A 24563-nucleotide genomic window follows, 5' to 3' on the forward strand; every position below is an offset into this window, starting at 1 on the left:
TCACAACTTAATTTTCGTGATATATATCTAACATCAGATTGCATCGTACAGGAGTTGTCGTTATTAAGTCTACTGGTTTATGGTATGAAAAATAGTAACAGTTTATTCGTTATTTATTAATATCTATAATGTGATGATTTATTCTGCGCGTCAGGCATTACCCATAAATATATTTTCGTGTAGCAAGTGCCGACGTCTTTCACCCAATGTTATCGCCACAACGCCGTCTCTCACGCATCACAGACTACTTGTTCTGTTTTTGGGAACGGCTTAACAAGGGGAAGGTTTCATAGATTGCGGTAGGGAATATTCTTTACGCAGGGCGGCACTGCTCTGATTAGTTAAAGTCCTGACTTTTCAGCCAGGACTTGATCAGACGTCTGTTTTTGCTCTTACATCAGCAAATTACAAAGTCACCACATCAAATTCGACTTCGGGGTTCACATCAGCCTCGTAATCGACTTCGTCGAGGCCAAAACCGAACAGGTTGAGAAATTCCAGCTTGTAGCCTGCATAATCGGTTTCTTGCGCCAGGTTTTCGGTGGTGATCAGCGGCCACAGATCGCGGCATGCCTGCTGAATATCTTCACGCAGTTCCCAGTCATCCATGCGGATACGCTGGTGGTCATCAAGCGCAGCCTTGTCACCGTACAGGCTGGTGGTCATCAGACGGTTAATCTGCTCAATGCATCCTTCATGAATCCCTTGTTCTTTCATCAGCTTGAAGACCATAGAGATATACAGCGGCATTACTGGAATGGCTGAAGAAGCCTGTGTGACTACCGATTTCAGGACCGCAACGTTGGCTGTGCCATTGATTGAAGACAGTTGATTACGCAGCGCGCCTGCCGCACGGTCAAGGTCTTCTTTCGCTTTGCCCAGCGCGCCATGCCAATAGATTGGCCACGTCAGATCGGTACCGATGTAAGAATAAGCAACGGTTTTCACGCCGTCGGCCAGCACATTGGCCTGGCGCAGGGCATCTATCCACAGCTCCCAGTCTTCTCCGCCCATTACGGTCACGGTGTTCTGAACTTCTTCTTCCGTTGCGGGCTCAATGCTGGCCGTCGTGATCTGATCCTTATTGGTATCAATCGCTTTAGAGGTGTAAACCTCACCAATAGGTTTCAGCGCCGAACGGACAACTTCACCCGTTTTCGGCATTTTACGAACCGGGGAAGCGAGTGAATAAACGACTAAATCAATTTGGCCCAGGTCTTCTTTGATGAGCTTGATGACTTCATCACGACATTCGTCGGAGAACGCATCACCGTTAATGCTTTTGGAATACAGACCTTCCCGCTTTGCAGCTTCATCGAAAGCCGCGGCGTTATACCAGCCTGCTGAACCTGGTTTAGATTCGGTACCCGGTTTTTCGAAAAATACGCCGATAGTGGCGGCTCCGCTGCCAAACGCGGCGGAGATTCTTGATGCCAGTCCATAGCCGGTTGAAGCACCGATGACCAGCACGCGGGAAGGACCGTTTTCGATTTTCCCGTTTTGTTTAACGTACTCGATCTGCTTTTCCACATTGACTTTACAGCCAGTCGGATGGGTCGTTGTACAGATGAATCCACGGATTTTTGGCTTGATTATCATAATGATGGCTAATTTAGTTTGTGTTTCGCTGTCATAGGGGCAATGACACCGTCTGTGTATTATGGCGGGTCATTATACAGAAAAGATTCCGCAAAACTGAATCTACCTCTGATTTTAGACCTGACGCTGATACTACTCGGCAATTTTTCGCTCCAGCACAATTTTCCAGAACGCATCAATAAGCGGCTCATGCAGCCGTTTTTTCGGCGCGCAGACGCCCAGTTCGAACGGAGTTTTCTCGTCGCTACGCTCTAAAATCATGACGCGATTGCGCACCGGTTCGGGGCTGTTTTCCAGCACCACTTCGGGCAGCAACGCCACGCCACAGCCGAGTGCGACCATCGACACCATCGCTTCGTGACCCCCCACGGTGGCGTAAATCTGCGGGTTGCTGATTTTATGGCGACGAAACCACAGTTCAATGCGGCGGCGCACAGGCCCCTGATCGGCCATGATGAATGGTACCGTAGACCAGTCGGGTTTCTCCACCGAAACCTGATTGCGTACCGGGCAGGGCAGCGCCGGGGCAATGAGTACCACCGCCAGATTTTCCAGCATCGAAAACGCCACCGCGCCCGGCAGCGTTTCAGGCTTACCGGCAATCGCCAGATCCGCTTCGCCGGTCACCACCTTTTCCATGGCATCGGCGGCGTCGCCGGTGGTGAGTTTAATTTCTACTGAGGGATGCTCAGCGCGAAAGCGATCGAGGATTGGCGGCAGATGGCTGTAGGCGGCGGTCACCGAGCAGAAAATATGCAGTTCGCCCGATAGCGACGGACCTTGCTGATCGAGGGTGTGGCGCAGTTGCTGATACTGCAACAGCGTCTGCTGGGCAAACGTTCGCAGCTCTTCACCCGCTTCGGTCAGCGTGACCGTGCGATTATCGCGGACAAACAACGGCTGCCCGAGGTCTTCCTCAAGGCGCTGGATCTGCCGTGATAGCGTAGAAGGACTGACGTGCATCGCCCGCGCGCTGCGGCCAAAGTGGCGGCTTTCCGCCAGATGCAGGAACATTTTCAGATCGCGTAAATCCACCGGCGAACCTCTTAATTTTTACGTTGCAGTTATTGCAATGTGACGTTGTGAATATATCAATTTCCGCAATAAATTTCCTGTTGTACTGTGGAGTCATTCTCGCTGAACAGCGAACCGAATAATAAGCACCACAACACAACATCACGGAGTACACCACCATGGCTAACTACTTTAATACACTGAACCTGCGCCAGCAGCTGGCGCAGCTGGGTAAATGTCGCTTTATGGGCCGCGATGAGTTCGCCGATGGCGCGAGCTACCTTCAGGGTAAAAAAGTGGTCATTGTCGGCTGTGGCGCGCAGGGTCTGAACCAGGGCCTGAACATGCGTGATTCCGGTCTGGATATCTCCTACGCCCTGCGTAAAGAGGCGATTGCTGAGAAGCGCGCATCCTGGCGTAAAGCGACAGAAAACGGCTTCAAAGTCGGCACGTATGAAGAGCTGATCCCGCAGGCGGATTTGGTGGTTAACCTGACGCCAGACAAACAGCACTCTGACGTAGTGCGTTCCGTACAACCGCTGATGAAAGACGGCGCGGCGCTGGGTTACTCTCACGGCTTCAACATCGTTGAAGTGGGCGAGCAGATCCGTAAAGACATCACCGTAGTGATGGTGGCACCGAAGTGTCCGGGTACTGAAGTGCGTGAAGAATACAAACGTGGTTTCGGTGTGCCGACGCTGATCGCGGTTCACCCGGAAAACGATCCGAAAGGCGAAGGCATGGCGATTGCTAAAGCCTGGGCTGCAGCGACCGGCGGTCACCGTGCGGGCGTGCTGGAATCTTCCTTCGTGGCGGAAGTGAAATCCGACCTGATGGGCGAGCAGACCATTCTGTGCGGTATGCTGCAGGCTGGTTCTCTGCTGTGCTTCGATAAGCTGGTGGAAGAAGGGACTGACCCGGCATATGCCGAGAAACTGATTCAGTTCGGCTGGGAAACGATCACTGAAGCGCTGAAGCAGGGCGGTATCACGCTGATGATGGACCGTCTGTCCAATCCGGCGAAACTGCGCGCTTACGCGCTGTCCGAACAGCTGAAAGAAATTATGGCGCCGCTGTTCCAGAAACACATGGACGACATCATCTCCGGTGAGTTCTCTTCCGGCATGATGGCTGACTGGGCTAACGACGATAAGAAACTGCTGACATGGCGTGAAGAGACTGGTAAAACCGCGTTCGAAACCGCGCCGCAGTATGAAGGCAAAATCGGCGAGCAGGAGTACTTCGATAAAGGCGTACTGATGATCGCGATGGTGAAAGCGGGCGTTGAGCTGGCGTTCGAAACCATGGTGGATTCCGGCATCATCGAAGAGTCCGCGTACTACGAATCCCTGCACGAGCTGCCGCTGATCGCCAACACCATTGCGCGTAAGCGTCTGTACGAAATGAACGTGGTTATCTCTGATACCGCAGAATACGGTAACTACCTGTTCTCTTATGCCTGCGTACCGCTGCTGAAAGAGTTCATGACCACGCTGCAGACCGGCGACCTGGGTAAAGCGATTGCTGAAGGCGCAGTGGATAACGCTCAGTTACGCGATGTAAATGACGCGATTCGCAGCCATGCTATCGAGAAAGTCGGCCAGAAACTGCGTGGTTATATGACCGATATGAAGCGCATTGCCGTTGCGGGTTAAACCGACATTGTCGGGTGGCGGCTACGCCTGACCCGACCTACAAAAGTGCAAAACCGAAGGCCGGATAAGCATCGTGCCATCCGGCAAAAAAAGCCCAGAGTCTGAACGCTCTGGGCTTTTGCTTAGTTACGGTACAGCACTTTGATGATGTGGTAGCCGAACTGGGTGTGCAGCGGGCCGGTCGGTTCCAGCACCGGGCAGGAAAAGACCACTTTATCGAACGCCGGAACCATCTGGCCCTGGCGGAATTCGCCTAAGTCACCGCCTCGTTTGCCTGACGGGCAGATGGAATGTTTCTTCGCCAGTTTGCCGAAGTCGGCGCCGTTTTTAATCTGCTCCAGAAGATCCAGTGCCAGTTTCTCTTCTTTAACAAGGATATGTAGTGCTGCTGCGGTTTTTGCCATGATCGTGCCTTGAGTCGGGGAAATGAAGGGGGCGATTTTAGCATGTGGGGAGAGGGAAAGAATATCCAGGCCAGCGGTTGGTGACTGGCCTGGATATAGGATTAGTGAATTTGCTGCTGCGACAGCTTCCAGACGCTGGCAATATTACGTGCCGAAATGCGCAGATTGTATTCCGCGTCCTCTAAGGCTTCAGGTAGCGTGGTGATGCGCGTCAACACCGAGAAAACGGCATCCAGCCCATGCTCATGAACAATTTGATGATCCTGGGTCAAACCGCCGGCAAGCGCAATAACCGGTTTTTGATAGCGTTTGGCGCAGCGGGCAACGCCAATCGGCGTTTTGCCGCAGATGCTCTGGCTGTCGAGGCGACCTTCTCCGGTGATCACCAGACTGGCATCGGCTACCAGGCGATCCAGTTGCAGCGCGTTAATCACAATCTCCACACCGGGTTTTAAATCAGCGCCCAGTAGACCGAGTAATGCGGCTCCCATTCCGCCTGCTGCGCCAGCGCCCGGCGCATTCATTACATCCCGACCAGTAAACTCCTGTAGTCGCTTGCCATAAACCGCCAGCGCACCGTCTAACGCTGCAACCATCGCTTCCGTCGCCCCCTTTTGTGGGCCGAAAATGGCAGAGGCCCCCGTCGGACCGCACAGCGGATTGTTGACGTCGCAGGCCACGGTGATGGAGACCGTCTTTAGACGCGGGTCGGCGTGGGAAGTGTCGATTGTTGCCAGTTTACTGAGTGCACCGCCGCCTTCGGGAAGCGCGTCTCCGTTTTCATCAAGAAGGTCGATGCCCAGCGCCTGTAGCATGCCTGCGCCTCCGTCATTCGTCGCACTACCACCAATGCCAAGAATAATGTGCTCAACGCCCTGATCAAGTGCGGCAAGGATGAGCTCGCCCGTTCCATAGCTGGTGGTCAGCAGTGGGTTACGATGCTCTGGCGGCACATGGTGGAGACCTGACGCCGCAGCCATTTCGATCACCGCCGTCTTCCCGTCACCCAGCATTCCCCAGCGTGCCTGGACCGGTGTTCCCAGAGGGCCCGTGACATCGATAAAGTGGTAATGGCCCTCAGTGGCCTCCACCATCGACTCAACGGTGCCTTCGCCGCCGTCCGCCATAGGGAGTTTGACATACTGGGCATCGGGATATATTTCGCGAAACCCCTGTTCGATAGCCGTCGCCACCTGCATGGCAGACAAACTTTCTTTAAATGAATCTGGTGCAATAACAATTTTCATCGTGTGCTTACCCGGCGAGTCCGAAGACACCAAACAGCAGTGTCGAAATCAATGCGATGACGAAACCAACAAGGGTTTCATAAGGCAGAAGTTTTAAGCGTTCATGGATTTGCATACTGACGCTACCGCCAGTGGCGTGGAAAAAACTGCCGTGAGGGAGATGATCCAGAACCGTCGCCCCGGCATGAATCATGACTGCACCGGCAAGCGCAGAGACGCCAAGTCCCAGCAGCGTTTGACTGAACACGCCTGCTGCAACGGCGGTTCCGGCCGTTGTCGACGCGGTGGCCATCGACATAATTGCGCCAGAGATGGGGGCCAGGAGATAAGAAGGGAGACCGGAAGAGGTTAACCCGTCGATCAGGACCTCTTTTAACGCTGAGTTGGCAATGATGCCAGCCAGCGTGCCGGTACCGAGCAGCATAATGGCGACAGGTGCCATGCGCGTCAGCCCGGACATCATAAAGGCGTTACTTTGTTTAAATCGGCCCATCAGGATTGCGCCGACTAATCCTCCCACTGGCAGAGCAATGAGCGGATCGATAGCAATGCCCGCCACAGGACGCAGCGCTAACAGAATAATGGCAACAAGGGGGGCGCTGATGGCCGCCAGGAATCCGGGTTGTGTGCCGTGCGTGTCCTGAGAAATGATCTCTTCCGTCGTGACCATCGAGCCTTTTTGGCTCAGACGCTTCGCCAGAAAATAGGCGATTGCCAGGCCGAACAATCCGGGAATAATCCCCCCCATCATGACGGATGTGAGCGGGACATGGAATGAATCCGAAGCGGCAATGGCATTGGGATTCGGTGACATGACGTTACCCGCTTTGCCACCGCCAATCATCGCCAGCAAAATGGCGAGTTTTGATAGCCCGGCGCGTCTGGCGATCGAAAGCGCAATCGGCGCGACGGTAATCACCGCGACATCGATAAAAACGCCAACGGCCGTCAGAATCATCGTGGCGATGGCTAAGGCAAGCAGGGCACGACTTTCGCCCACTTTTTTCACTACCGTTTCCGCGATTGTGTTCGCGGCGCCGGATTCGATCAGTACACCAGCCAGTACGCCTGCAGCGAGAATGCGCAGTACGGCATTGGTGATGCCCTGCGCACCCGTGACCATCAGCGTGACGGTCTGGACCAGGTCTGCCCCGCCGACGAGACCACCGACCAGCGCACCAACCATCATGCCGTACGCGGGAGAGACTTTGCGTAATATTAAGACGATCGCCACCACGAGTGCGATGATGGCGCCTGTTGCGGATATTGAAACCATCTTCTGCTTTCTCCATTAAATTGACTGAGGCAGTATGGAGAAGCCGCCGGGAATAGCCTTGTGAGGATCCGCTAAAAAATACGCGTCTGACAGGATGTAAATTTGGAGGAAAATACAGACTACCGTTGCAGCTCCATGCCAATGTACAACCAAAGGAGTTGTTTCAAGTTGTTGATTTTTATTCCCGTTATCTCTTCAACGCGTTGCAGTCGATAGCGCAGGGTGTTTACGTGAATATGCAGACTGGTGGCAGTTTGCGAAAGATCACAATTATGTTCGAAATAGTGCTGCAATGTTTTTTGCATGACGCCTTTGCTGTCCTGAGCAACCAACTCGCACCATATTTTTGATAACTCTTCCGCTTGCCAGGTGCCGGAAAGTCCCCCCAGCAATGAGGCCAGCGCGTAGTCATCGTGAAAGATAAACTGATGCTTAAGCTTCAGTCTTTTCACCATTGCCTGGGTTGATTTCGCCGTCTGATAGGAGCGTCGCAGGCCATTTTCTCCCGCAAAATAGCCGCCGACGATGAGACGTGAAAAGCCGCAGGACTGTGCGTAATGCTTAAATTTCTGTAGCTCGTGCTGCTCCAGCGATTTATTGAGAGTCCCATTTTTCAGGGTGACGGGTTTGAGGATAATCAGCTCGTTAAAGTCGGAAAATGTCACCAGATGGTCGCGGGCGCTGTATTCAAAATAATCCATCAGCGTACGTAGCGCATCGCGATCCGGCTGCTGCAATTCCATGATAAGCACCACGCGCGGCAGTTGGAGATTAACGCCTAACCATGAGACCACGGCGCTTAACGATGACGGAGGCGGGTCGCGTAAAATAAGCTGGTTGATTAGCTCTTCGCGGTAGCGTTTATCCCACTGTTTTTGTTCAAGTAACGCCATTTGTTCAATGATGAGTTCCGACGCCATCTTGACGAGTTGCGCATAAGCCTTCACCTCACCCGGCTCTCCGGTGATACCCAGTACGCCGATAAGCTGATCGCGAAAATTTATTGGCAAATTAATACCGGGCTTCACACCTTTGAGTTTGTCAGCCGTCGCCGAATCGATTTCAACAATCCGGTTTTCAGTTAACGCCAGCACCGCACCTTCATGGCGCTGATGTAAACGGGACGCCTCACCTGAGGCAATGATCATGCCGTGCTCGTTCATAACGTTAACCGAATAGGGGATAATCCCCATCGTGCGTTGGACTATCTGGCGAGCGGTTGAGTCTTGTAGGTAGTAAGTGGCCTGGATCTTATTCATTGTATGCTCAGCATAAGAGGAGGTGCGGTACGTGGCAGCACCTGATTTATTAGCGTATTTGGTTCAGAAATGTTTCGGTTGAATAAACAAAGAAAGTGGGATGAACGGTCTTCTTTTTTGTCGGTTTATACAAGCCAAAGCAGCTTAGTCCGACTATTGTTACTGTTTTTCTTTTATACTCAATATGTTAATTCAACCTCTTGTGCAGGCGTTGTGTAATTTTTTCCGTGTGATCGGCGTTCAGGATTGTTCAGAATCTGGACAGCAGCACAAGCTTACTTACCCTCACAGGCAGCGTTACGCGCGGTTACGGAAAGCTCAATCTCGACCTCGCTTTCTGCTACAATTCGTCCCCCGTTCGAAGATTGAGCACTTTTACCTATGCGTTTAAACCCCGGCCAACAACAAGCTGTCGAATTCGTCACCGGACCGTGCCTGGTGCTGGCGGGGGCGGGTTCCGGTAAGACACGCGTGATCACCAACAAGATCGCCCATCTGATCCGTGGCTGCGGTTACCAGGCGCGACACATTGCGGCGGTGACTTTTACTAATAAAGCGGCGCGCGAAATGAAAGAGCGTGTCGGACAGACGCTGGGACGCAAAGAAGCGCGCGGGTTGATGATCTCCACTTTCCATACGCTAGGGCTGGAGGTGATTAAACGCGAATACGCCGCGCTGGGGATGAAGTCGAATTTTTCGCTGTTTGATGACACGGACCAGGTTGCGCTGCTCAAAGATCTGACGGAAGGGCTGATTGAAGACGACAAAGTGATACTGCAACAGCTGATCTCGACGATCTCGAACTGGAAGAACGATCTCAAAACGCCCGCACAGGCGGCCGCCGGTGCGAAAGGCGAGCGTGATCGTATCTTTGCGCACTGCTACGGGCTGTACGACGCGCATATGAAAGCCTGCAATGTCCTCGACTTTGATGATTTGATTCTGCTACCGACGCTGCTGTTGCAACGTAATGAAGAGGTGCGTGAGCGCTGGCAGAACAAGATTCGCTATCTGCTGGTGGATGAATATCAGGACACCAACACCAGTCAGTACGAACTGGTGAAATTGCTGGTGGGAAACCGGGCGCGATTCACCGTCGTAGGGGACGACGATCAGTCGATTTACTCCTGGCGCGGAGCGCGTCCGCAAAACCTGGTGTTGTTAAGTCAGGATTTTCCGGCGTTACAGGTGATCAAACTGGAGCAGAACTACCGCTCCTCCGGGCGGATCCTGAAGGCGGCGAACATCCTCATTGCCAATAACCCGCACGTCTTTGAAAAACGGCTTTTTTCCGAGCTGGGATATGGCGCGGAACTCAAAGTTCTGAGTGCGAATAATGAGGAGCACGAAGCCGAGCGGGTGACCGGGGAACTCATCGCCCATCACTTTGTAAATAAAACGGAATACAAAGATTACGCCATTCTGTATCGCGGCAACCACCAGGCGCGAGTATTCGAAAAATTCCTCATGCAGAACCGGATCCCCTACAAAATCTCCGGTGGAACGTCGTTCTTCTCGCGTCCGGAAATTAAAGACTTGCTGGCCTATCTGCGGGTGTTGACCAATCCGGATGATGACAGCGCGTTCCTGCGTATTGTGAATACGCCAAAGCGTGAAATCGGCCCCGCCACGCTGCAAAAGCTGGGTGAATGGGCGATGACGCGGAACAAAAGCCTGTTTACCGCCAGTTTTGATCTGGGGCTTAGCCAGACGCTCACCGGGCGCGGCTATGACTCGCTCACCCGTTTTACCCACTGGCTGGGCGAGGTTCAGCGGTTGGCAGAACGAGAGCCGATTGCCGCTGTTCGCGATCTCATCCACGGAATTGATTACGAATCATGGCTTTACGAAACCTCGCCCAGCCCAAAAGCCGCTGAAATGCGCATGAAAAACGTCAACCAGCTGTTTAGCTGGATGACCGAAATGCTGGAAGGCAGCGAACTGGATGAGCCGATGACGCTCACTCAGGTTGTCACCCGCTTCACGCTGCGTGACATGATGGAGCGCGGTGAGAGTGAGGAAGAGCTGGATCAGGTGCAACTGATGACGCTGCATGCCTCGAAAGGGCTGGAGTTCCCGTATGTGTTTATGGTGGGTATGGAAGAAGGCTTCCTGCCGCACCAGAGTAGCATCGATGAAGACAACATTGATGAAGAGCGCCGTCTGGCCTATGTCGGCATCACCCGCGCGCAGAAAGAGCTGATATTTACGCTGTGTAAAGAGCGGCGTCAGTACGGTGAACTGGTGCGTCCGGAGCCGAGCCGTTTCCTGCTGGAGTTACCGCAGGACGATCTGATCTGGGAGCAGGAACGCAAAGTGGTGAGCGCCGAAGAGCGAATGCAGAAAGGGCAAAGCCATCTGGCGAATCTGAAAGCGATGATGGCGGCGAAAAGAGAGAAATCGTAGGCTGGAGGCCGGATTAGGCATTTACGCCGCCCTCCGGCAGTGAATCATTCACGCACTGCTAAAGGCCAGTGGACATAGCTCTGCCACTGGCTTTCTTGTTCAATCAACTCTTTCCCCAACGGATGCTGTTCCAGCCAGTCCGGCGGTAGCGCCAGGGTGAGAATTTCATTCGATGCCTGTAGCGTAATGGCTGGCACCAGATCGTCACGACGGCGGCTGGCGAAGATAATCGCCAGTCTGAGCAGACGACAAAGATGCTCCGCCACACGCGGCGGTACGGCATTTTGCTGATGCAACGACGAGAGATCGACCGGGTTGGTCTGATTTAACAATAGCGTGGCGAGCAGTTTTTTCTGTGCGGGCGTGAAACCCGGCAGATCCAGATTACGGACCAGATAGGCGGCATGCTGAGGCGCTTGCTTAAAATCAACGCTCAGGCCTATCTCGTGCAGCTGGCAGGCGCTGATCAGCAGTTCGCGGCTGATCGGCTCAAGATGCCACTCATTTTCTACCTGATCGAGAAAACTCACCGCCAGATTCGCAACGCGATGCGCCTGTTCGGTATCCACCATAAACCGGCGCTGAATATTACGCAGCGTGCGGCTGCGAATATCCTGATCCACCGCAAGATGCAGCATCCCGTAGACCAGCCCTTCACGTAATGCCCCACCGGCCAGGGTCATACACTGAATATTGAGTTCGGTGAAGATGGCGATAAGAATAGCCAACCCGCTGGGGAACACCAGCGCTCGTTCCAGGGTTAAGCCTTCAATTTCAAGCTCTTCCAGACGACCACAGTGAATCGCCCGCTGTTTCAACTGCTGCAGTTTCGCCAGCGTGATGCGCTCATCCATCCCCTGCGCCATCATGATTTCCTGCAACGCCTGAACGGTACCGGAGGCACCGACGCAGACTTTCCAGCCGTGATAGCGAAGTTCATCGGCGACCGGGCGCAGCACATCGCGCGCCGCTTTTTCCGCTTCGTCGAAATTCTCTTGTGCCAGATTGCGATCGGTAAAGTAGCGTTCGAGCCAGGTGACGCAGCCCATTGACAGGCTGAACAGGGAGGTGGTTTGCGCACCTGTTCCGGTGACCAGTTCGGTGCTGGCGCCGCCGATATCGACGACCAGACGCTGATCCGCTCCGCCAGTGGTGTGCGCCACGCCCTGATAAATCAGGCGCGCTTCTTCTTCACCGCTGATGACCTGAACCGGACAACCGAGGATTTCCTGCGCTTTAGCGATAAACTCGCTGGCGTTTACCGCGATACGTAACGTAGCCGTAGCGACCACGCGAATTTGCGGCTGCGGAATATCCTGAAGGCGCTCGGCAAACAGACGCAGGCATTGCCAGCCGCGTTCCATTGCTTCAGCAGAAAGGACATTGTTGCTGTTCAGACCGGCGGCCAGACGCACTTTGCGTTTAATGCGCGTGAGCGTCTGGATGCTGCCCGCTACCTCGCGTACGACCAGCATATGAAAACTATTGGAACCGAGATCGATAGCGGCGTACAACGAGGTAGAATTCATACACTTCATCCTTCAACCGGTATCTGTGCTGGCTGCGTTTTTTCACTCGAATCACTGAAAGTAAGTTCATCAGGATTCGTTTTCTTGCCGCCCTGATACAGGCTGAATGATGTTGTGTATGGCATAACTTTCTTAACCTGAACGACGACGATTACGCGGAGCACCGCCAGAGCGGCGCGGGCCATTGCCAGGGCGCGTACGCGTCAGGCGCAGCGGCTTCGGCAGATTGTTCATCAACGCTTCCGGGTTGTATTTACTCACCGGAATCGAGTGACCAATGTAGGTTTCAATCGCAGGCAGGTTCAGGGCGTACTCTTCACAGGCCAGGCTGATCGAGTGACCGCTTGCGCCAGCACGGCCCGTACGACCGATGCGGTGTACGTAGTCTTCGCAATCGTCCGGCAGATCGTAGTTAAAAACGTGCGTGACGGCAGGAATGTGCAGGCCGCGCGCGGCAACATCGGTTGCGACCAGAATATCCAGATCGCCACGGGTAAATTCGTCGAGAATACGCAGACGTTTTTTCTGCGCCACATCGCCAGTCAGCAAACCAACGCGATGACCATCGGCGGCCAGATGGCCCCAGATATCTTCGCAGCGGTGTTTGGTGTTCGCGAAGATGATGGCGCGATCCGGCCACTCTTCTTCGATCAGCGTTTGCAGTAAGCGCATTTTCTCTTCGTTAGACGGATAGAAAAGCTCTTCTTTAATACGGTGACCCGTTTTTTGTTCCGGCTCGACTTCAACGTATTCGGCGTTGTTCATCTGTTCGAACGCCAGTTCACGCACGCGGTAAGAGAGGGTAGCAGAGAACAACATGTTCAGGCGTTGGTTGGCCGGCGGCATGCGGCGGAACAGCCAGCGAATATCTTTAATAAAGCCCAGATCGTACATGCGATCGGCTTCATCGAGGACCACCACCTGGATGGCGCCCAGGTTGATGTGATTCTGTTTCGCGTAGTCGATCAGACGACCCGTGGTGCCGATGAGAATATCGACGCCGCTTTCCAGCACTTTTAGCTGTTTGTCGTAACCGTCACCGCCGTAAGCGAGACCCAGCTTCAGACCGGTCGTCTGTGCCAGCGGCTCGGCATCAGCGTGGATCTGCACGGCTAACTCACGCGTCGGCGCCATAATTAAGGCGCGTGGCTGGTTCACCTTGCGATCGTCAATCGCGGGATGAGAGAGAAGATAATGAAACGTTGACGTCAGGAACGCCATCGTTTTTCCGGTACCGGTTTGCGCCTGCCCTGCAACATCGCGACCAGCCAGCGTAAGCGGCAGTGCGAGGGCCTGAATGGGCGTGCAGTTATGAAAGCCTTTATTTTCAAGGGCTTCGATAACCTTTGGGTGCAGGGCGAAGTCGGAAAACTTCTGTTCTGTTAAATGTGTTTTGCTCATAGTGTGGTAGAATATCAGCTTACTATTGCTTTACGAAAGCGTATCCGGTGAAATAAAGTCAACCTTTAGTTGGTTAATGCTGTACACAAATCATTCATGATGCGTCGAGGCGGCAAGCGAACTCGTCCACAAGAACGTACAGAGTACGTGACCTGGACGATGAGTGAAGCCAACAAAGAGGCAGCTTAAAGGATGATGTGTATACACCAACACACCAGGCTTATTCCTGTGGAGTTTATATGAGCGATAAAATTATTCACCTGACTGACGACAGCTTTGACACGGATGTACTCAAAGCGGACGGGGCGATCCTCGTTGATTTCTGGGCAGAGTGGTGCGGACCGTGCAAAATGATCGCCCCGATTCTGGATGAAATCGCTGACGAATATCAGGGCAAATTGACGGTTGCTAAACTGAACATTGACCAAAACCCAGGCACTGCGCCGAAGTATGGTATCCGTGGCATCCCGACCCTGCTGCTGTTCAAGAACGGTGAGGTTGCAGCGACCAAAGTGGGCGCACTGTCCAAAGGTCAGCTGAAAGAGTTCCTCGACGCGAACCTGGCGTAAGCCGGACGTCTCATGTTCGGGCGACCTGAATCCTAATTGATTCGGATGACTGGACGCCCGACTTGAGTCGTGCTAAGTTAGTGTTGACTTCGTATTAAACATACCTTATTAAGTTTGAATCTTGATAACTCCAATACTTCCCGTTTTTTCTCGCACGCGAAGTGGACAGATTCCTGGCTTATCATTCAATCCGTCTTGTCGTTTCAGTTCTGCGTACTTTCCTGTGACCAGACAGCGAACAGACATGAGTTGATGGCCGTAAACAGGCATGGATGACCCTGCCATACCATTCACAACATTAAGTTCGAGATTTACCCCAAGTTTAAGAACTCACACCACTATGAATCTTACCGAATTAAAGAATACGCCGGTTTCTGAGCTGATCACTCTCGGCGAAAATATGGGGCTGGAAAACCTGGCTCGTATGCGTAAGCAGGACATTATTTTTGCCATCCTGAAGCAGCACGCAAAGAGTGGCGAAGATATCTTTGGTGACGGTGTGCTGGAGATATTGCAGGATGGATTTGGTTTCCTCCGTTCTGCAGACAGCTCCTACCTCGCCGGTCCTGATGACATCTACGTTTCCCCCAGCCAAATCCGCCGTTTCAACCTCCGCACTGGTGATACCATCTCTGGTAAGATTCGCCCGCCAAAAGAAGGCGAACGCTACTTTGCGCTGCTGAAAGTTAACGAAGTTAACTACGACAAACCGGAAAACGCCCGTAATAAAATTCTCTTCGAAAACTTAACCCCGCTGCACGCAAACTCTCGTCTGCGTATGGAACGTGGTAACGGCTCTACCGAAGACTTAACGGCGCGCGTTTTGGATCTGGCTTCACCAATCGGTCGTGGTCAGCGTGGTCTGATCGTCGCACCGCCGAAAGCCGGTAAAACCATGCTGCTGCAAAACATTGCGCAGAGCATCGCTTACAACCACCCTGACTGTGTGTTGATGGTGCTGCTGATTGACGAACGTCCGGAAGAAGTGACCGAGATGCAACGTCTGGTGAAAGGTGAAGTTGTTGCTTCTACCTTTGACGAACCGGCATCCCGTCACGTTCAGGTAGCGGAAATGGTGATCGAGAAAGCGAAACGTCTGGTTGAACACAAAAAAGACGTTATCATTCTGCTCGACTCCATCACCCGTCTGGCACGTGCATACAACACCGTGGTTCCGGCTTCCGGTAAAGTGCTGACCGGTGGTGTGGACGCTAACGCTCTGCATCGTCCGAAGCGTTTCTTCGGTGCGGCGCGTAACGTGGAAGAGGGCGGCAGCCTGACCATCATCGCAACGGCGTTGATCGATACCGGCTCTAAGATGGATGAAGTCATCTACGAAGAGTTTAAAGGCACCGGTAACATGGAACTGCACCTCTCTCGTAAGATTGCTGAAAAACGCGTCTTCCCGGCTATCGACTACAACCGTTCCGGTACCCGTAAAGAAGAGCTGCTCACCACTCAGGAAGAGCTGCAGAAAATGTGGATCCTGCGCAAGATTATTCACCCGATGGGCGAAATCGACGCAATGGAATTCCTCATTAATAAACTGGCGATGACCAAGACTAACGACGACTTCTTCGACATGATGAAGCGCTCGTAAACGAGCTCTCAGCCGAAAACGCCACGTTTTTACGTGGCGTTTTGCTTTTATGTCTGTAATCTTAACGACAAGTTAACAAATCAGGGGTTATTGTCCTCCGCTGCACGTGCGTCAGCCATCAAGTGCGACACGTGGTTAATAATTATACAAAACAGACGGTTCGGAGTGGAGTTTCCCTTCTGAATACAGGCCTTCGTGGTTATACTTCTGCTTATAATTTTCTCTGAGAGCACGCATTGTGAATTTACTGACAGTCAGTACTGATCTCATCAGTATTTTTTTATTCACGACACTGTTCCTGTTTTTTGCACGGAAGGTCGCAAAAAAGGTCGGTTTAGTGGATAAACCCAACTTCCGTAAACGCCACCAGGGATTGATACCGTTGGTTGGGGGCATCTCAGTTTATGCGGGGATTTGTTTCACATTTAGCATTGTGAATGTCTATATCCCCCACGCTGCTCTCTATCTGGCTTGTGCCGGTGTCCTGGTTTTTATCGGCGCACTGGACGATCGCTTTGATATTAGCGTAAAAATACGTGCCACCATTCAGGCTGCTATCGGCGTAATTATGATGGCGGTGGGCAAGCTTTATCTCAGCAGCCTCGGTTATATCTTTGGCCCGTGGGAGATGGTGCTCGGGCCGTTTGGTTATTTCCTCACGCTTTTCGCCGTATGGGCCGCGATCAATGCCTTCAACATGGTGGATGGTATCGATGGCTTATTAGGCGGGCTCTCCAGCGTCTCATTTGCCGCAATGGGGCTTATTCTGTGGTTTGATGGACAGACCAGTCTGGCTATCTGGTGCTTTGCCATGATCGCCGCCATCCTGCCCTATATTCTCTTGAACCTCGGTGCGCTTGGCCGTCGCTATAAAGTGTTTATGGGTGACGCCGGCAGTACGCTGATTGGTTTTACCGTTATCTGGATCCTGCTTGAAACCACCCAGGGTAAAACGCACCCGATAAGCCCGGTTACCGCGCTGTGGATCATCGCCATTCCGCTGATGGACATGGTGGCCATCATGTATCGTCGTCTGCGTAAAGGGATGAGCCCGTTCTCGCCAGACCGTCAGCATATTCATCATTTGATCATGCGTGCAGGGTTTACTTCACGTCAGGCGTTTGTCCTGATCACGCTAGCCGCCGCAATACTGGCCTCGATTGGCGTGCTGGCGGAATATTCTCATTTTGTCCCGGAATGGGTCATGCTGGTGCTCTTTTTGCTAGCATTCTTCCTCTACGGTTACTGCATTAAGCGTGCCTGGAAGGTGGCGAGGTTCATTAAGCGCATGAAGCGCAGATTACGAAGAAACCGTGATAACAATCCAAAATTAACCAAGTAAATGAGGGTGCGATGACTCAACCATTACCGGGGGCACACGTTGTGAGCGCTGAAAATGAACTGGATATTCGTGGGTTGTTTCGTACCTTATGGGCCGGGAAGGTGTGGATTGTCGGTATCGCGCTGTTATTCGCGCTGATCGCGCTGGCGTATACTTTTTTTGCTCGTCAGGAGTGGAGCGCGACCGCGATCTCCGATCGCCCCACGGTGAATATGCTGGGGGGTTACTATTCCCAACAGCAGTTTTTGCGGAATCTGGATGCGAAAGCGGACAACGCGTCAGGCGATCAACCTTCGGTCATGGATGAAGCCTATAAAGAGTTCGTGATGCAACTGGCTTCCTGGGATACGCGTCGCGACTTCTGGCTGCAAACCGACTATTACAAGCAGCGGATGGTTGGCAACAGCAAGGCCGATGCCGCCATGCTGGATGAGATGATCAACAACATTCAGTTCACCCCCGGTGATTTTGCCCGTGCCATTAACGACAGCGTCAAGCTGATTGCCGAAACCGCACCTGATGCGAACAATCTGCTGCGTCAGTATGTGGCGTTCTCCAGCCAGCGTGCGGCAAGCCATCTCAATGAAGAACTGAAAGGCGCGTGGGCCGCGCGGACCGTGCAAATGAAGGCGCAGGTGAAACGTCAGGAAGAGGTGGCGAAAGCAATTTTCTCCCGCCGCGTGAGCAGTATTGAACAGGCGCTTAAAATCGCTGAACAGCACAATATCTCCCGCAGTGCGACCGATGTGCCAGCGGATGAATTACCGGATTCGGAGCTGTTTCTGCTCGGACGTCCCATGCTCCAGGCACGCCTTGAAAATTTACAGGCGGTCGGCCCCTCTTTCGATCTGGACTACTTCCAGAATCGAGCCATGCTAAATACATTGAATGTGGGCCCCACGCTGGACCCGCGTTTTCAGACCTATCGCTATTTGCGTACACCGGAAGAACCGGTAAAACGCGATAGCCCGCGCCGTGCCTTCCTGATGGTGATGTGGGGCATCGTGGGGGGGCTTATCGGCGCAGGTGTTGCGTTAACCCGCCGCCGCACGATTTAGCACGACTGCCGCAGTGAGGGGCTGGGCCCTCACTGACTATTCGAAGAGAATCGATGTGAAAGTACTGACTGTATTTGGCACGCGACCGGAAGCCATAAAAATGGCACCTCTGGTGCATGCGCTGGCAAAGGATCCTGATTTCGACGCAAAAGTCTGCGTTACCGCGCAGCACCGGGAGATGCTCGATCAGGTATTGAATCTCTTTTCTATTGTTCCTGATTACGATCTCAATATTATGCAGCCGGGTCAGGGATTGACAGAGATAACCTGTCGGATACTGGAAGGGCTGAAGCCTATCCTCGCTGACTTCAAGCCGGATGTGGTACTGGTACACGGAGATACCACCACCACGATTGCGACCAGTCTGGCCGCGTTTTATCAACGTATACCGGTCGGCCATGTCGAAGCCGGGTTACGCACTGGCGATCTCTATTCCCCGTGGCCGGAAGAGGCAAACCGTACGCTGACCGGGCATCTGGCGATGTATCACTTTGCGCCGACGGAGAACTCGCGGCAAAACCTGTTGCGCGAGAATATTGCCGACAGCCGCATCTTTGTCACCGGCAATACGGTGATCGATGCGCTGATCTGGGTGCGCGACCGCGTTCTGGCTAGTGATACGTTGCGTTCAGAACTGGCCGAGCAGTATCCGTTCCTCAGTTCGGATAAAAAACTGATCCTGGTGACCGGTCATCGTCGCGAAAGTTTTGGTCGCGGATTTGAGCAGATTTGCCATGCGCTGGCGGAGATTGCGGCTGCCAATCAGGATGTGCAGATTGTCTATCCAGTGCACCTGAACCCGAACGTCAGCGAGCCGGTCAACCGCATTCTCGGTCATGTTGAAAACGTGACGCTGATTGAACCGCAGGACTATCTGCCCTTTGTCTGGCTGATGAATCACGCCTGGCTGATTCTGACGGACTCCGGCGGGATTCAGGAAGAGGCGCCGTCACTGGGCAAACCGGTGCTGGTGATGCGTGAAACAACCGAACGACCCGAGGCCATTACCGCCGGGACCGTGCGTCTGGTGGGGACAGACTCCCAGCGCATTGTTGAAGAAGTCACGCGTTTGCTGCATGACGAAAACGAATATCAGGCTATGAGCCGCGCCCATAACCCTTACGGTGACGGGCAGGCCTGCGGCCGCATTTTACACGCGTTAAAAAACAATCGGGTATCGCTATGAGTTTTTCTACCATTTCTGTTATTGGTCTGGGATATATCGGTTTGCCGACGGCGGCTGCCTTTGCTTCGCGCCAAAAGCAGGTGATTGGGGTGGACGTTAACCCGCATGCGGTGGAGACCATCAACCGCGGTGAAATCCATATTGTTGAGCCGGACCTCGATAACGTCGTGAAAACGGCGGTGGAAGGCGGTTTTCTGCGCGCCACCACGACCCCTGTCGATGCCGATGCGTATCTGATTGCAGTACCGACGCCGTTTAAAGGTGAGCATGAGCCGGATATGACCTATGTCGAAGCGGCGGCGAAATCCGTTGCGCCAGTGCTGAAAAAGGGCGCGCTGGTGATCCTCGAGTCGACCTCTCCGGTTGGCGCGACCGAACAGATGGCGGCGTGGCTGGCCGAAATGCGTCCGGATCTCACTTTCCCGCAGCAGGCGGGCGAGCAGGCGGATGTGAATATCGCCTATTGTCCTGAGCGCGTTCTGCCGGGTCAGGTGATGGTTGAACTGATCAAGAATGACCGGGTCATCGGCGGCATGACGCCGGTGTGCTCGGCGCGCGCCAGCGAACTGTACAAGATATTCCTTGAAGGCGAGTGCGTGGTGACCAATTCCCGTACGGCCGAAATGTGCAAGCTGACGGAAAACAGCTTCCGCGACGTCAATATCGCCTTTGCGAACGAACTGTCGCTGATTTGCGCCGAGCAGGGGATTAACGTCTGGGAACTGATCCGCCTGGCGAACCGTCATCCACGCGTCAACATTCTCCAGCCGGGACCGGGGGTGGGCGGGCACTGTATTGCTGTCGACCCGTGGTTCATCGTGGCGCAGAATCCGTTGCAGTCGCGTCTGATCCGTACCGCGCGTGAAGTAAACGACGGTAAACCACACTGGGTCGTCGATCAGGTCAAAGCCGCCGTTGCGGACTGCCTGGCGGCGACGAATAAGCGCGCCAGCGAGGTGAAAATCGCCTGCTTTGGCCTCGCATTCAAACCCAATATCGACGATTTGCGTGAAAGCCCGGCAATGGGGATCGCAAAAAGTATCGCCCAGTGGCACAGCGGTGAAACGTTGGTGGTGGAACCGAATATTCACCAGTTGCCGAAAAAGCTGGACGGTCTTTGTACTCTTGCCGCCCTGAACGACGCGCTGGCGACGGCCGACGTGCTGGTGATGCTGGTCGATCATAGCCAGTTTAAAGCCATTCAGGGCGATGCTGTGCAGCAGCAGTACGTCGTGGATACCAAAGGAGTGTGGCGTTAATGAAACGGATTCTGGTGACGGGTGGCGCAGGTTTCATCGGCTCAGCGGTGGTACGGCATATCATTAATGAGACGGCAGATGCGGTGGTGGTGGTGGATAAACTCACCTACGCCGGCAATCTGATGTCGCTGGCTCCGGTTGCGCAGAACGATCGCTTTGCTTTCGAGAAAGTGGATATTTGCGATCGTGCCTCTCTGGATCGGGTTTTTCAACAGTATCAGCCAGACTGCGTGATGCACCTGGCCGCCGAAAGCCATGTCGATCGTTCCATCGACGGACCGGCGGCGTTTATCGAAACCAACATTGTTGGCACCTACACGCTGCTGGAAGCGGCGCGGGCGTACTGGAGTGAACAGGCTGACGAGAAGAAATCGGCGTTTCGCTTCCACCATATCTCGACGGACGAGGTGTATGGCGATCTGCATTCGACGGATGATTTCTTTACCGAGACGACGCCCTACGCCCCTAGCAGCCCCTATTCCGCGTCGAAAGCCAGCAGCGATCACCTGGTGCGCGCCTGGTTGCGCACTTACGGTCTTCCAACCCTTATCACCAACTGCTCTAACAACTATGGCCCTTACCACTTCCCGGAAAAACTGATCCCGCTGATGATTCTTAATGCGCTGGAGGGCAAACCGCTGCCGGTGTATGGCAACGGACAGCAGGTCCGCGACTGGCTGTATGTGGACGATCACGCGAGAGCGCTGTACTGCGTGGCGACCACCGGAGAAGTCGGTGAAACGTATAACATCGGCGGTCATAACGAGCGTAAGAATCTGGACGTGGTTGAGACGATTTGCGAGCTGCTGGAAACGCTGGCGCCGAACAAACCGCGGGGTATCGCACATTACCGCGACCTGATTACCTTTGTGGACGATCGTCCTGGTCACGACTTACGTTACGCCATTGATGCGTCAAAAATCGCCCGTGAGCTTGGCTGGACGCCGCAGGAAACCTTTGAAAGCGGCATGCGTAAAACCGTGCAGTGGTATCTGGCGAATGAGGCCTGGTGGAAGCCCGTACAAGACGGTAGTTATCAGGGGCAACGTTTAGGTCTGAAGGGCTAATTTCCCGGAGGAGGAAGGCATGAAAGGTATCATTCTGGCGGGCGGCTCTGGCACCCGTTTGCATCCTATCACGCGTGGCGTGTCGAAACAGCTGCTCCCCATTTACGATAAGCCGATGATTTATTACCCGTTATCGGTGCTCATGCTGGCCGGCATTCGTGAGATCCTGATTATCACCACGCCGGAAGACAAAGGATATTTTCAGCGTCTGTTAGGCGACGGTTCTGAATTTGGCATTCATTTGCAGTATGCCGAACAACCGAGTCCGGATGGCCTGGCGCAAGCGTTTATCATCGGTGAGACGTTCCTGAACGGCGAACCTTCCTGCCTGGTGTTAGGCGACAATATTTTCTTCGGTCAGGGGTTCAGTCCTAAATTGCGCCATGTCGCCGCGCGTACCGAAGGGGCGACCGTGTTTGGCTATCAGGTGATGGATCCAGAACGGTTTGGCGTGGTGGAGTTTGATGACAATTTCCGCGCCATCTCGTTAGAAGAGAAACCGAAGCAGCCAAAATCTAACTGGGCGGTGACCGGGCTCTATTTCTACGACAGCAATGTGGTGGAGTACGCAAAGCGCGTGAAACCATCTGAACGCGGCGAACTGGAGATCACCTCTATCAATCAGATGTACCTTGACGCAGGCAATCTGACCGTTGAGCTGCTGGGCCGCGGTTTTGCCTGGCTCGATACGGGAACGCATGACAGCCTGATTGAGGCGAGCACCTTTGTGCAGACGGTTGAAAAGCGTCAGGGATTCAAAATTGCCTGTCTGGAAGAGATTGCCTGGCGCAATGGTTGGCTGGATGATGACGGCGTGAAACGTGCCGCCAGCGCTCTGGCGAAAACAGGTTATGGCCAATATTTACTGGAGCTGCTTCGTGCACGTCCACGCCAGTATTGAGCCGCTGGGCTGGGAAAACCGCTTCTTTGGCATCAACAGCGCCATTGTCCGGCTGGATCCGGCGGCGCCGTTATTGACCGCAGAAGCCTTACAGCCCTGGTCGCGGGTGCAGGCCAAAATCCCGGCGGCCAATACCCGCGAGCTGGATGCTCTGCAACAACTGGGTTTCGCGCTGGTGGAAGGGGAAGTCGATTTTGTTCTTCCTGTCGGGAAAAACAACGGTCAAACTGGCGCAGAAATTGCACAACTGACGGACATTCCGGCCTTGCGCCAGCTCGCTGCGGCGGCCTTTGCGCAAAGCCGCTTTCGCACGCCGTGGTATGCGCCTGACGCCAGCGCTCGCTTTTATGCGCAGTGGATTGAAAACGCGGTGCATGGCACGTTTGATCATCAGTGTCTGGTTCTTCGCACCTCAAATGGGGATATTCGCGGCTATGTCTCGCTGCGTGAACTGGATGACCGCGAGGCGCGAATCGGCTTGCTCGCCGGGCGTGGCGTTGGGGCAGAGCTGATGCAGGCGGCGCTGGGCTGGGCGCAGGCGCGCGGCAAAACAACATTGCGGGTGGCGACCCAGATGGGCAACACCGCCGCGCTTAAACGTTATATACAAAGCGGTGCGAATGTAGAAAGCACCGCGTACTGGTTATACAGGTGACAACATGATTCCGTTTAACGCACCGCCGGTGGTGGGTACCGAACTTGAGTATATGCAGTCTGCAATGGGCAGCGGCAAGCTGTGTGGCGACGGGGGCTTTACCCGTCGTTGTCAGCAGTGGCTTGAGCAGCGTTTTGGCAGTGCGAAGGTACTGCTGACGCCTTCCTGTACCGCCTCACTGGAGATGGCGGCACTGCTGCTGGATATCCAGCCGGGTGATGAAGTGATCATGCCGAGTTACACCTTCGTGTCGACCGCGAATGCCTTTGTGCTGCGCGGCGCTAAAATCATCTTTGTGGATATCCGTCCGGATACCATGAACATTGACGAAACGCGCATTGAAGCGGCGGTCACCGAAAAAACGCGGGCGATTGTGCCGGTGCATTATGCGGGTGTGGCCTGTGAGATGGACACCATCATGGCGCTGGCGGATAAGTACAACCTGTTTGTGGTAGAAGACGCCGCGCAGGGGGTGATGTCGACTTACAAAGGCCGGGCGCTGGGAACGATCGGCCACATCGGCTGCTTTAGTTTCCATGAAACCAAAAACTACACCGCCGGTGGCGAAGGCGGCGCAACGCTGATTAACGATCGCAGCCTTATTGAGCGAGCCGAAATCATTCGTGAAAAAGGGACTAACCGCAGCCAGTTCTTCCGTGGTCAGGTCGACAAATATACCTGGCGTGATATTGGTTCCAGCTATTTGATGTCCGATCTACAAGCCGCTTATCTCTGGGCACAGCTGGAAGCGGCGGACCGCATTAATCAGCAGCGTCTGGCGTTGTGGCAGACCTACTACGATGCCCTCGCACCGCTGGCGCGTGCGGGCAGAATTGAATTGCCATCCATTCCGGATGACTGCAAACAGAACGCCCATATGTTTTATATCAAGCTGCGCGACATTGACGATCGTAGCGCGCTGATTAACTTCCTGAAAGAAGCCGAGATTATGGCGGTGTTCCACTACATTCCGCTGCATGACTGCCCGGCTGGCGACAAGTTTGGTGAATTCTCCGGCGAGGATCGCTACACCACCAAAGAGAGCGAACGTCTGCTGCGCCTGCCGCTGTTCTATAACCTGTCGGCAGTGAATCAGCGCACGGTGATTACGACATTGCTGAACTATTTCGCCTGAT

General features: G+C 53.8%; 21 protein-coding genes. 13 read left to right on the top strand and 8 right to left on the bottom strand.

Annotation, left to right across the window (positions count from 1 at the left end):
• Positions 1-405: 405 nt before the first annotated feature.
• A complete protein-coding gene (fabV, locus tag JTI98_RS05250) occupies positions 406-1599 on the bottom strand; it encodes an enoyl-ACP reductase FabV (RefSeq protein WP_042998779.1) in 1194 nt (397 codons plus the stop codon).
• Between the two features lie 132 nt (positions 1600-1731).
• Complete coding sequence (gene ilvY, locus JTI98_RS05255) at positions 1732-2634, bottom strand: HTH-type transcriptional activator IlvY (protein ID WP_042998780.1); 903 nt, start codon at positions 2632-2634, stop codon at positions 1732-1734.
• A 158-nt stretch (positions 2635-2792) separates the two neighbouring features.
• On the opposite strand from ilvY, the gene ilvC reads away from it, so the two are divergent.
• Positions 2793-4268, top strand: a complete 1476-nt coding sequence (gene ilvC / locus JTI98_RS05260) for a ketol-acid reductoisomerase (RefSeq protein WP_044267332.1) — start codon at positions 2793-2795, stop codon at positions 4266-4268.
• Between the two features lie 122 nt (positions 4269-4390).
• Here ilvC and ppiC read toward each other — a convergent pair whose 3' ends face one another.
• From ppiC to JTI98_RS05280, 4 genes are all read right to left on the bottom strand, one after another.
• Positions 4391-4672, bottom strand: a complete 282-nt coding sequence (ppiC, locus tag JTI98_RS05265; RefSeq protein WP_001140251.1) for a peptidylprolyl isomerase PpiC — start codon at positions 4670-4672, stop codon at positions 4391-4393.
• 101 nt (positions 4673-4773) lie between these two features.
• The gene (locus tag JTI98_RS05270) at positions 4774-5919 is read right to left on the bottom strand and encodes a glycerate kinase (protein WP_216082007.1); all 1146 of its coding nucleotides are present in this window, start codon (positions 5917-5919) and stop codon (positions 4774-4776) included.
• Between the two features lie 7 nt (positions 5920-5926).
• Positions 5927-7195 carry a GntP family permease gene (locus JTI98_RS05275; protein WP_042998783.1) on the bottom strand — a complete coding sequence of 423 codons (1269 nt, stop codon included), beginning with the start codon at positions 7193-7195 and terminating at the stop codon, positions 5927-5929.
• 119 nt (positions 7196-7314) lie between these two features.
• Positions 7315-8454 (bottom strand): sugar diacid recognition domain-containing protein, encoded by a 1140-nt coding sequence (locus JTI98_RS05280; RefSeq protein ID WP_044326851.1) that lies wholly within the window; start codon positions 8452-8454, stop codon positions 7315-7317.
• Positions 8455-8835: 381 nt separating this feature from the next.
• Here JTI98_RS05280 and rep point away from each other — a divergent pair, with 381 nt between their 5' ends.
• Positions 8836-10860, top strand: a complete 2025-nt coding sequence (rep, locus tag JTI98_RS05285) for a DNA helicase Rep (protein ID WP_044258274.1) — start codon at positions 8836-8838, stop codon at positions 10858-10860.
• A 44-nt stretch (positions 10861-10904) separates the two neighbouring features.
• On the opposite strand, the gene gppA is transcribed toward rep, so the two are convergent.
• Positions 10905-12389, bottom strand: a complete 1485-nt coding sequence (gppA, locus tag JTI98_RS05290; RefSeq protein WP_042998786.1) for a guanosine-5'-triphosphate,3'-diphosphate diphosphatase — start codon at positions 12387-12389, stop codon at positions 10905-10907.
• Positions 12390-12521: 132 nt separating this feature from the next.
• The gene (gene rhlB, locus JTI98_RS05295) at positions 12522-13790 is read right to left on the bottom strand and encodes an ATP-dependent RNA helicase RhlB (RefSeq protein WP_042998787.1); all 1269 of its coding nucleotides are present in this window, start codon (positions 13788-13790) and stop codon (positions 12522-12524) included.
• Positions 13791-14029: 239 nt separating this feature from the next.
• On the opposite strand from rhlB, the gene trxA reads away from it, so the two are divergent.
• The 11 genes from trxA (at position 14030) to rffA (ending at position 24562) form a co-directional block, all read left to right on the top strand.
• The gene (gene trxA / locus JTI98_RS05300; protein WP_001280776.1) at positions 14030-14359 is read left to right on the top strand and encodes a thioredoxin TrxA; all 330 of its coding nucleotides are present in this window, start codon (positions 14030-14032) and stop codon (positions 14357-14359) included.
• 133 nt (positions 14360-14492) lie between these two features.
• Entirely contained in the window at positions 14493-14612 is a 120-nt protein-coding gene (locus tag JTI98_RS05305) for a rho operon leader peptide (RefSeq protein ID WP_071887707.1), read from the top strand.
• Between the two features lie 87 nt (positions 14613-14699).
• Positions 14700-15959 carry a transcription termination factor Rho gene (gene rho / locus JTI98_RS05310; protein WP_002437993.1) on the top strand — a complete coding sequence of 420 codons (1260 nt, stop codon included), beginning with the start codon at positions 14700-14702 and terminating at the stop codon, positions 15957-15959.
• Between the two features lie 238 nt (positions 15960-16197).
• The gene (gene wecA, locus JTI98_RS05315) at positions 16198-17301 is read left to right on the top strand and encodes a UDP-N-acetylglucosamine--undecaprenyl-phosphate N-acetylglucosaminephosphotransferase (RefSeq protein ID WP_042998788.1); all 1104 of its coding nucleotides are present in this window, start codon (positions 16198-16200) and stop codon (positions 17299-17301) included.
• Between the two features lie 11 nt (positions 17302-17312).
• Complete coding sequence (gene wzzE / locus JTI98_RS05320; protein WP_042998789.1) at positions 17313-18359, top strand: ECA polysaccharide chain length modulation protein; 1047 nt, start codon at positions 17313-17315, stop codon at positions 18357-18359.
• Between the two features lie 55 nt (positions 18360-18414).
• Positions 18415-19545 carry a non-hydrolyzing UDP-N-acetylglucosamine 2-epimerase gene (gene wecB / locus JTI98_RS05325; RefSeq protein WP_044328970.1) on the top strand — a complete coding sequence of 377 codons (1131 nt, stop codon included), beginning with the start codon at positions 18415-18417 and terminating at the stop codon, positions 19543-19545.
• Positions 19542-20804, top strand: a complete 1263-nt coding sequence (wecC, locus tag JTI98_RS05330) for a UDP-N-acetyl-D-mannosamine dehydrogenase (RefSeq protein WP_044267324.1) — start codon at positions 19542-19544, stop codon at positions 20802-20804. The genes wecB and wecC overlap by 4 nt, the downstream gene beginning before the upstream one ends.
• The gene (gene rffG, locus JTI98_RS05335; RefSeq protein ID WP_046402119.1) at positions 20804-21871 is read left to right on the top strand and encodes a dTDP-glucose 4,6-dehydratase; all 1068 of its coding nucleotides are present in this window, start codon (positions 20804-20806) and stop codon (positions 21869-21871) included. The genes wecC and rffG overlap by 1 nt, the downstream gene beginning before the upstream one ends.
• Positions 21872-21890: 19 nt before the next feature.
• Positions 21891-22772 (top strand): glucose-1-phosphate thymidylyltransferase RfbA, encoded by an 882-nt coding sequence (gene rfbA / locus JTI98_RS05340; protein ID WP_058587326.1) that lies wholly within the window; start codon positions 21891-21893, stop codon positions 22770-22772.
• Entirely contained in the window at positions 22750-23427 is a 678-nt protein-coding gene (gene rffC, locus JTI98_RS05345) for a dTDP-4-amino-4,6-dideoxy-D-galactose acyltransferase (protein WP_042998794.1), read from the top strand. The genes rfbA and rffC overlap by 23 nt, the downstream gene beginning before the upstream one ends.
• 4 nt (positions 23428-23431) lie before the next feature.
• Positions 23432-24562: a dTDP-4-amino-4,6-dideoxygalactose transaminase gene (rffA, locus tag JTI98_RS05350; protein WP_216082008.1), complete on the top strand. Its 1131-nt coding sequence runs from the start codon at positions 23432-23434 to the stop codon at positions 24560-24562.
• Position 24563 lies beyond the last annotated feature (1 nt).

Origin of the sequence: Citrobacter sp. MGH 55 (assembly GCF_016906145.1) — a bacterium.
GTDB classification, from domain to species: domain Bacteria; phylum Pseudomonadota; class Gammaproteobacteria; order Enterobacterales; family Enterobacteriaceae; genus Citrobacter_A; species Citrobacter_A amalonaticus.

What these genes read in the sequence shown, in the direction of transcription:
- fabV (WP_042998779.1), bottom strand. Translation starts at nt 1,599, where the DNA reads ATGATAATCAAGCCAAAAATCCGTGGATTCATCTGTACAACGACCCAT.
- ilvC (WP_044267332.1), top strand. Translation starts at nt 2,793, where the DNA reads ATGGCTAACTACTTTAATACACTGAACCTGCGCCAGCAGCTGGCGCAG.
- ppiC (WP_001140251.1), bottom strand. Translation starts at nt 4,672, where the DNA reads ATGGCAAAAACCGCAGCAGCACTACATATCCTTGTTAAAGAAGAGAAA.
- JTI98_RS05270 (WP_216082007.1), bottom strand. Translation starts at nt 5,919, where the DNA reads ATGAAAATTGTTATTGCACCAGATTCATTTAAAGAAAGTTTGTCTGCC.
- JTI98_RS05275 (WP_042998783.1), bottom strand. Translation starts at nt 7,195, where the DNA reads ATGGTTTCAATATCCGCAACAGGCGCCATCATCGCACTCGTGGTGGCG.
- JTI98_RS05280 (WP_044326851.1), bottom strand. Translation starts at nt 8,454, where the DNA reads ATGAATAAGATCCAGGCCACTTACTACCTACAAGACTCAACCGCTCGC.
- rep (WP_044258274.1), top strand. Translation starts at nt 8,836, where the DNA reads ATGCGTTTAAACCCCGGCCAACAACAAGCTGTCGAATTCGTCACCGGA.
- gppA (WP_042998786.1), bottom strand. Translation starts at nt 12,389, where the DNA reads ATGAATTCTACCTCGTTGTACGCCGCTATCGATCTCGGTTCCAATAGT.
- rhlB (WP_042998787.1), bottom strand. Translation starts at nt 13,790, where the DNA reads ATGAGCAAAACACATTTAACAGAACAGAAGTTTTCCGACTTCGCCCTG.
- trxA (WP_001280776.1), top strand. Translation starts at nt 14,030, where the DNA reads ATGAGCGATAAAATTATTCACCTGACTGACGACAGCTTTGACACGGAT.
- rho (WP_002437993.1), top strand. Translation starts at nt 14,700, where the DNA reads ATGAATCTTACCGAATTAAAGAATACGCCGGTTTCTGAGCTGATCACT.
- wzzE (WP_042998789.1), top strand. Translation starts at nt 17,313, where the DNA reads ATGACTCAACCATTACCGGGGGCACACGTTGTGAGCGCTGAAAATGAA.
- wecC (WP_044267324.1), top strand. Translation starts at nt 19,542, where the DNA reads ATGAGTTTTTCTACCATTTCTGTTATTGGTCTGGGATATATCGGTTTG.
- rffG (WP_046402119.1), top strand. Translation starts at nt 20,804, where the DNA reads ATGAAACGGATTCTGGTGACGGGTGGCGCAGGTTTCATCGGCTCAGCG.
- rfbA (WP_058587326.1), top strand. Translation starts at nt 21,891, where the DNA reads ATGAAAGGTATCATTCTGGCGGGCGGCTCTGGCACCCGTTTGCATCCT.
- rffA (WP_216082008.1), top strand. Translation starts at nt 23,432, where the DNA reads ATGATTCCGTTTAACGCACCGCCGGTGGTGGGTACCGAACTTGAGTAT.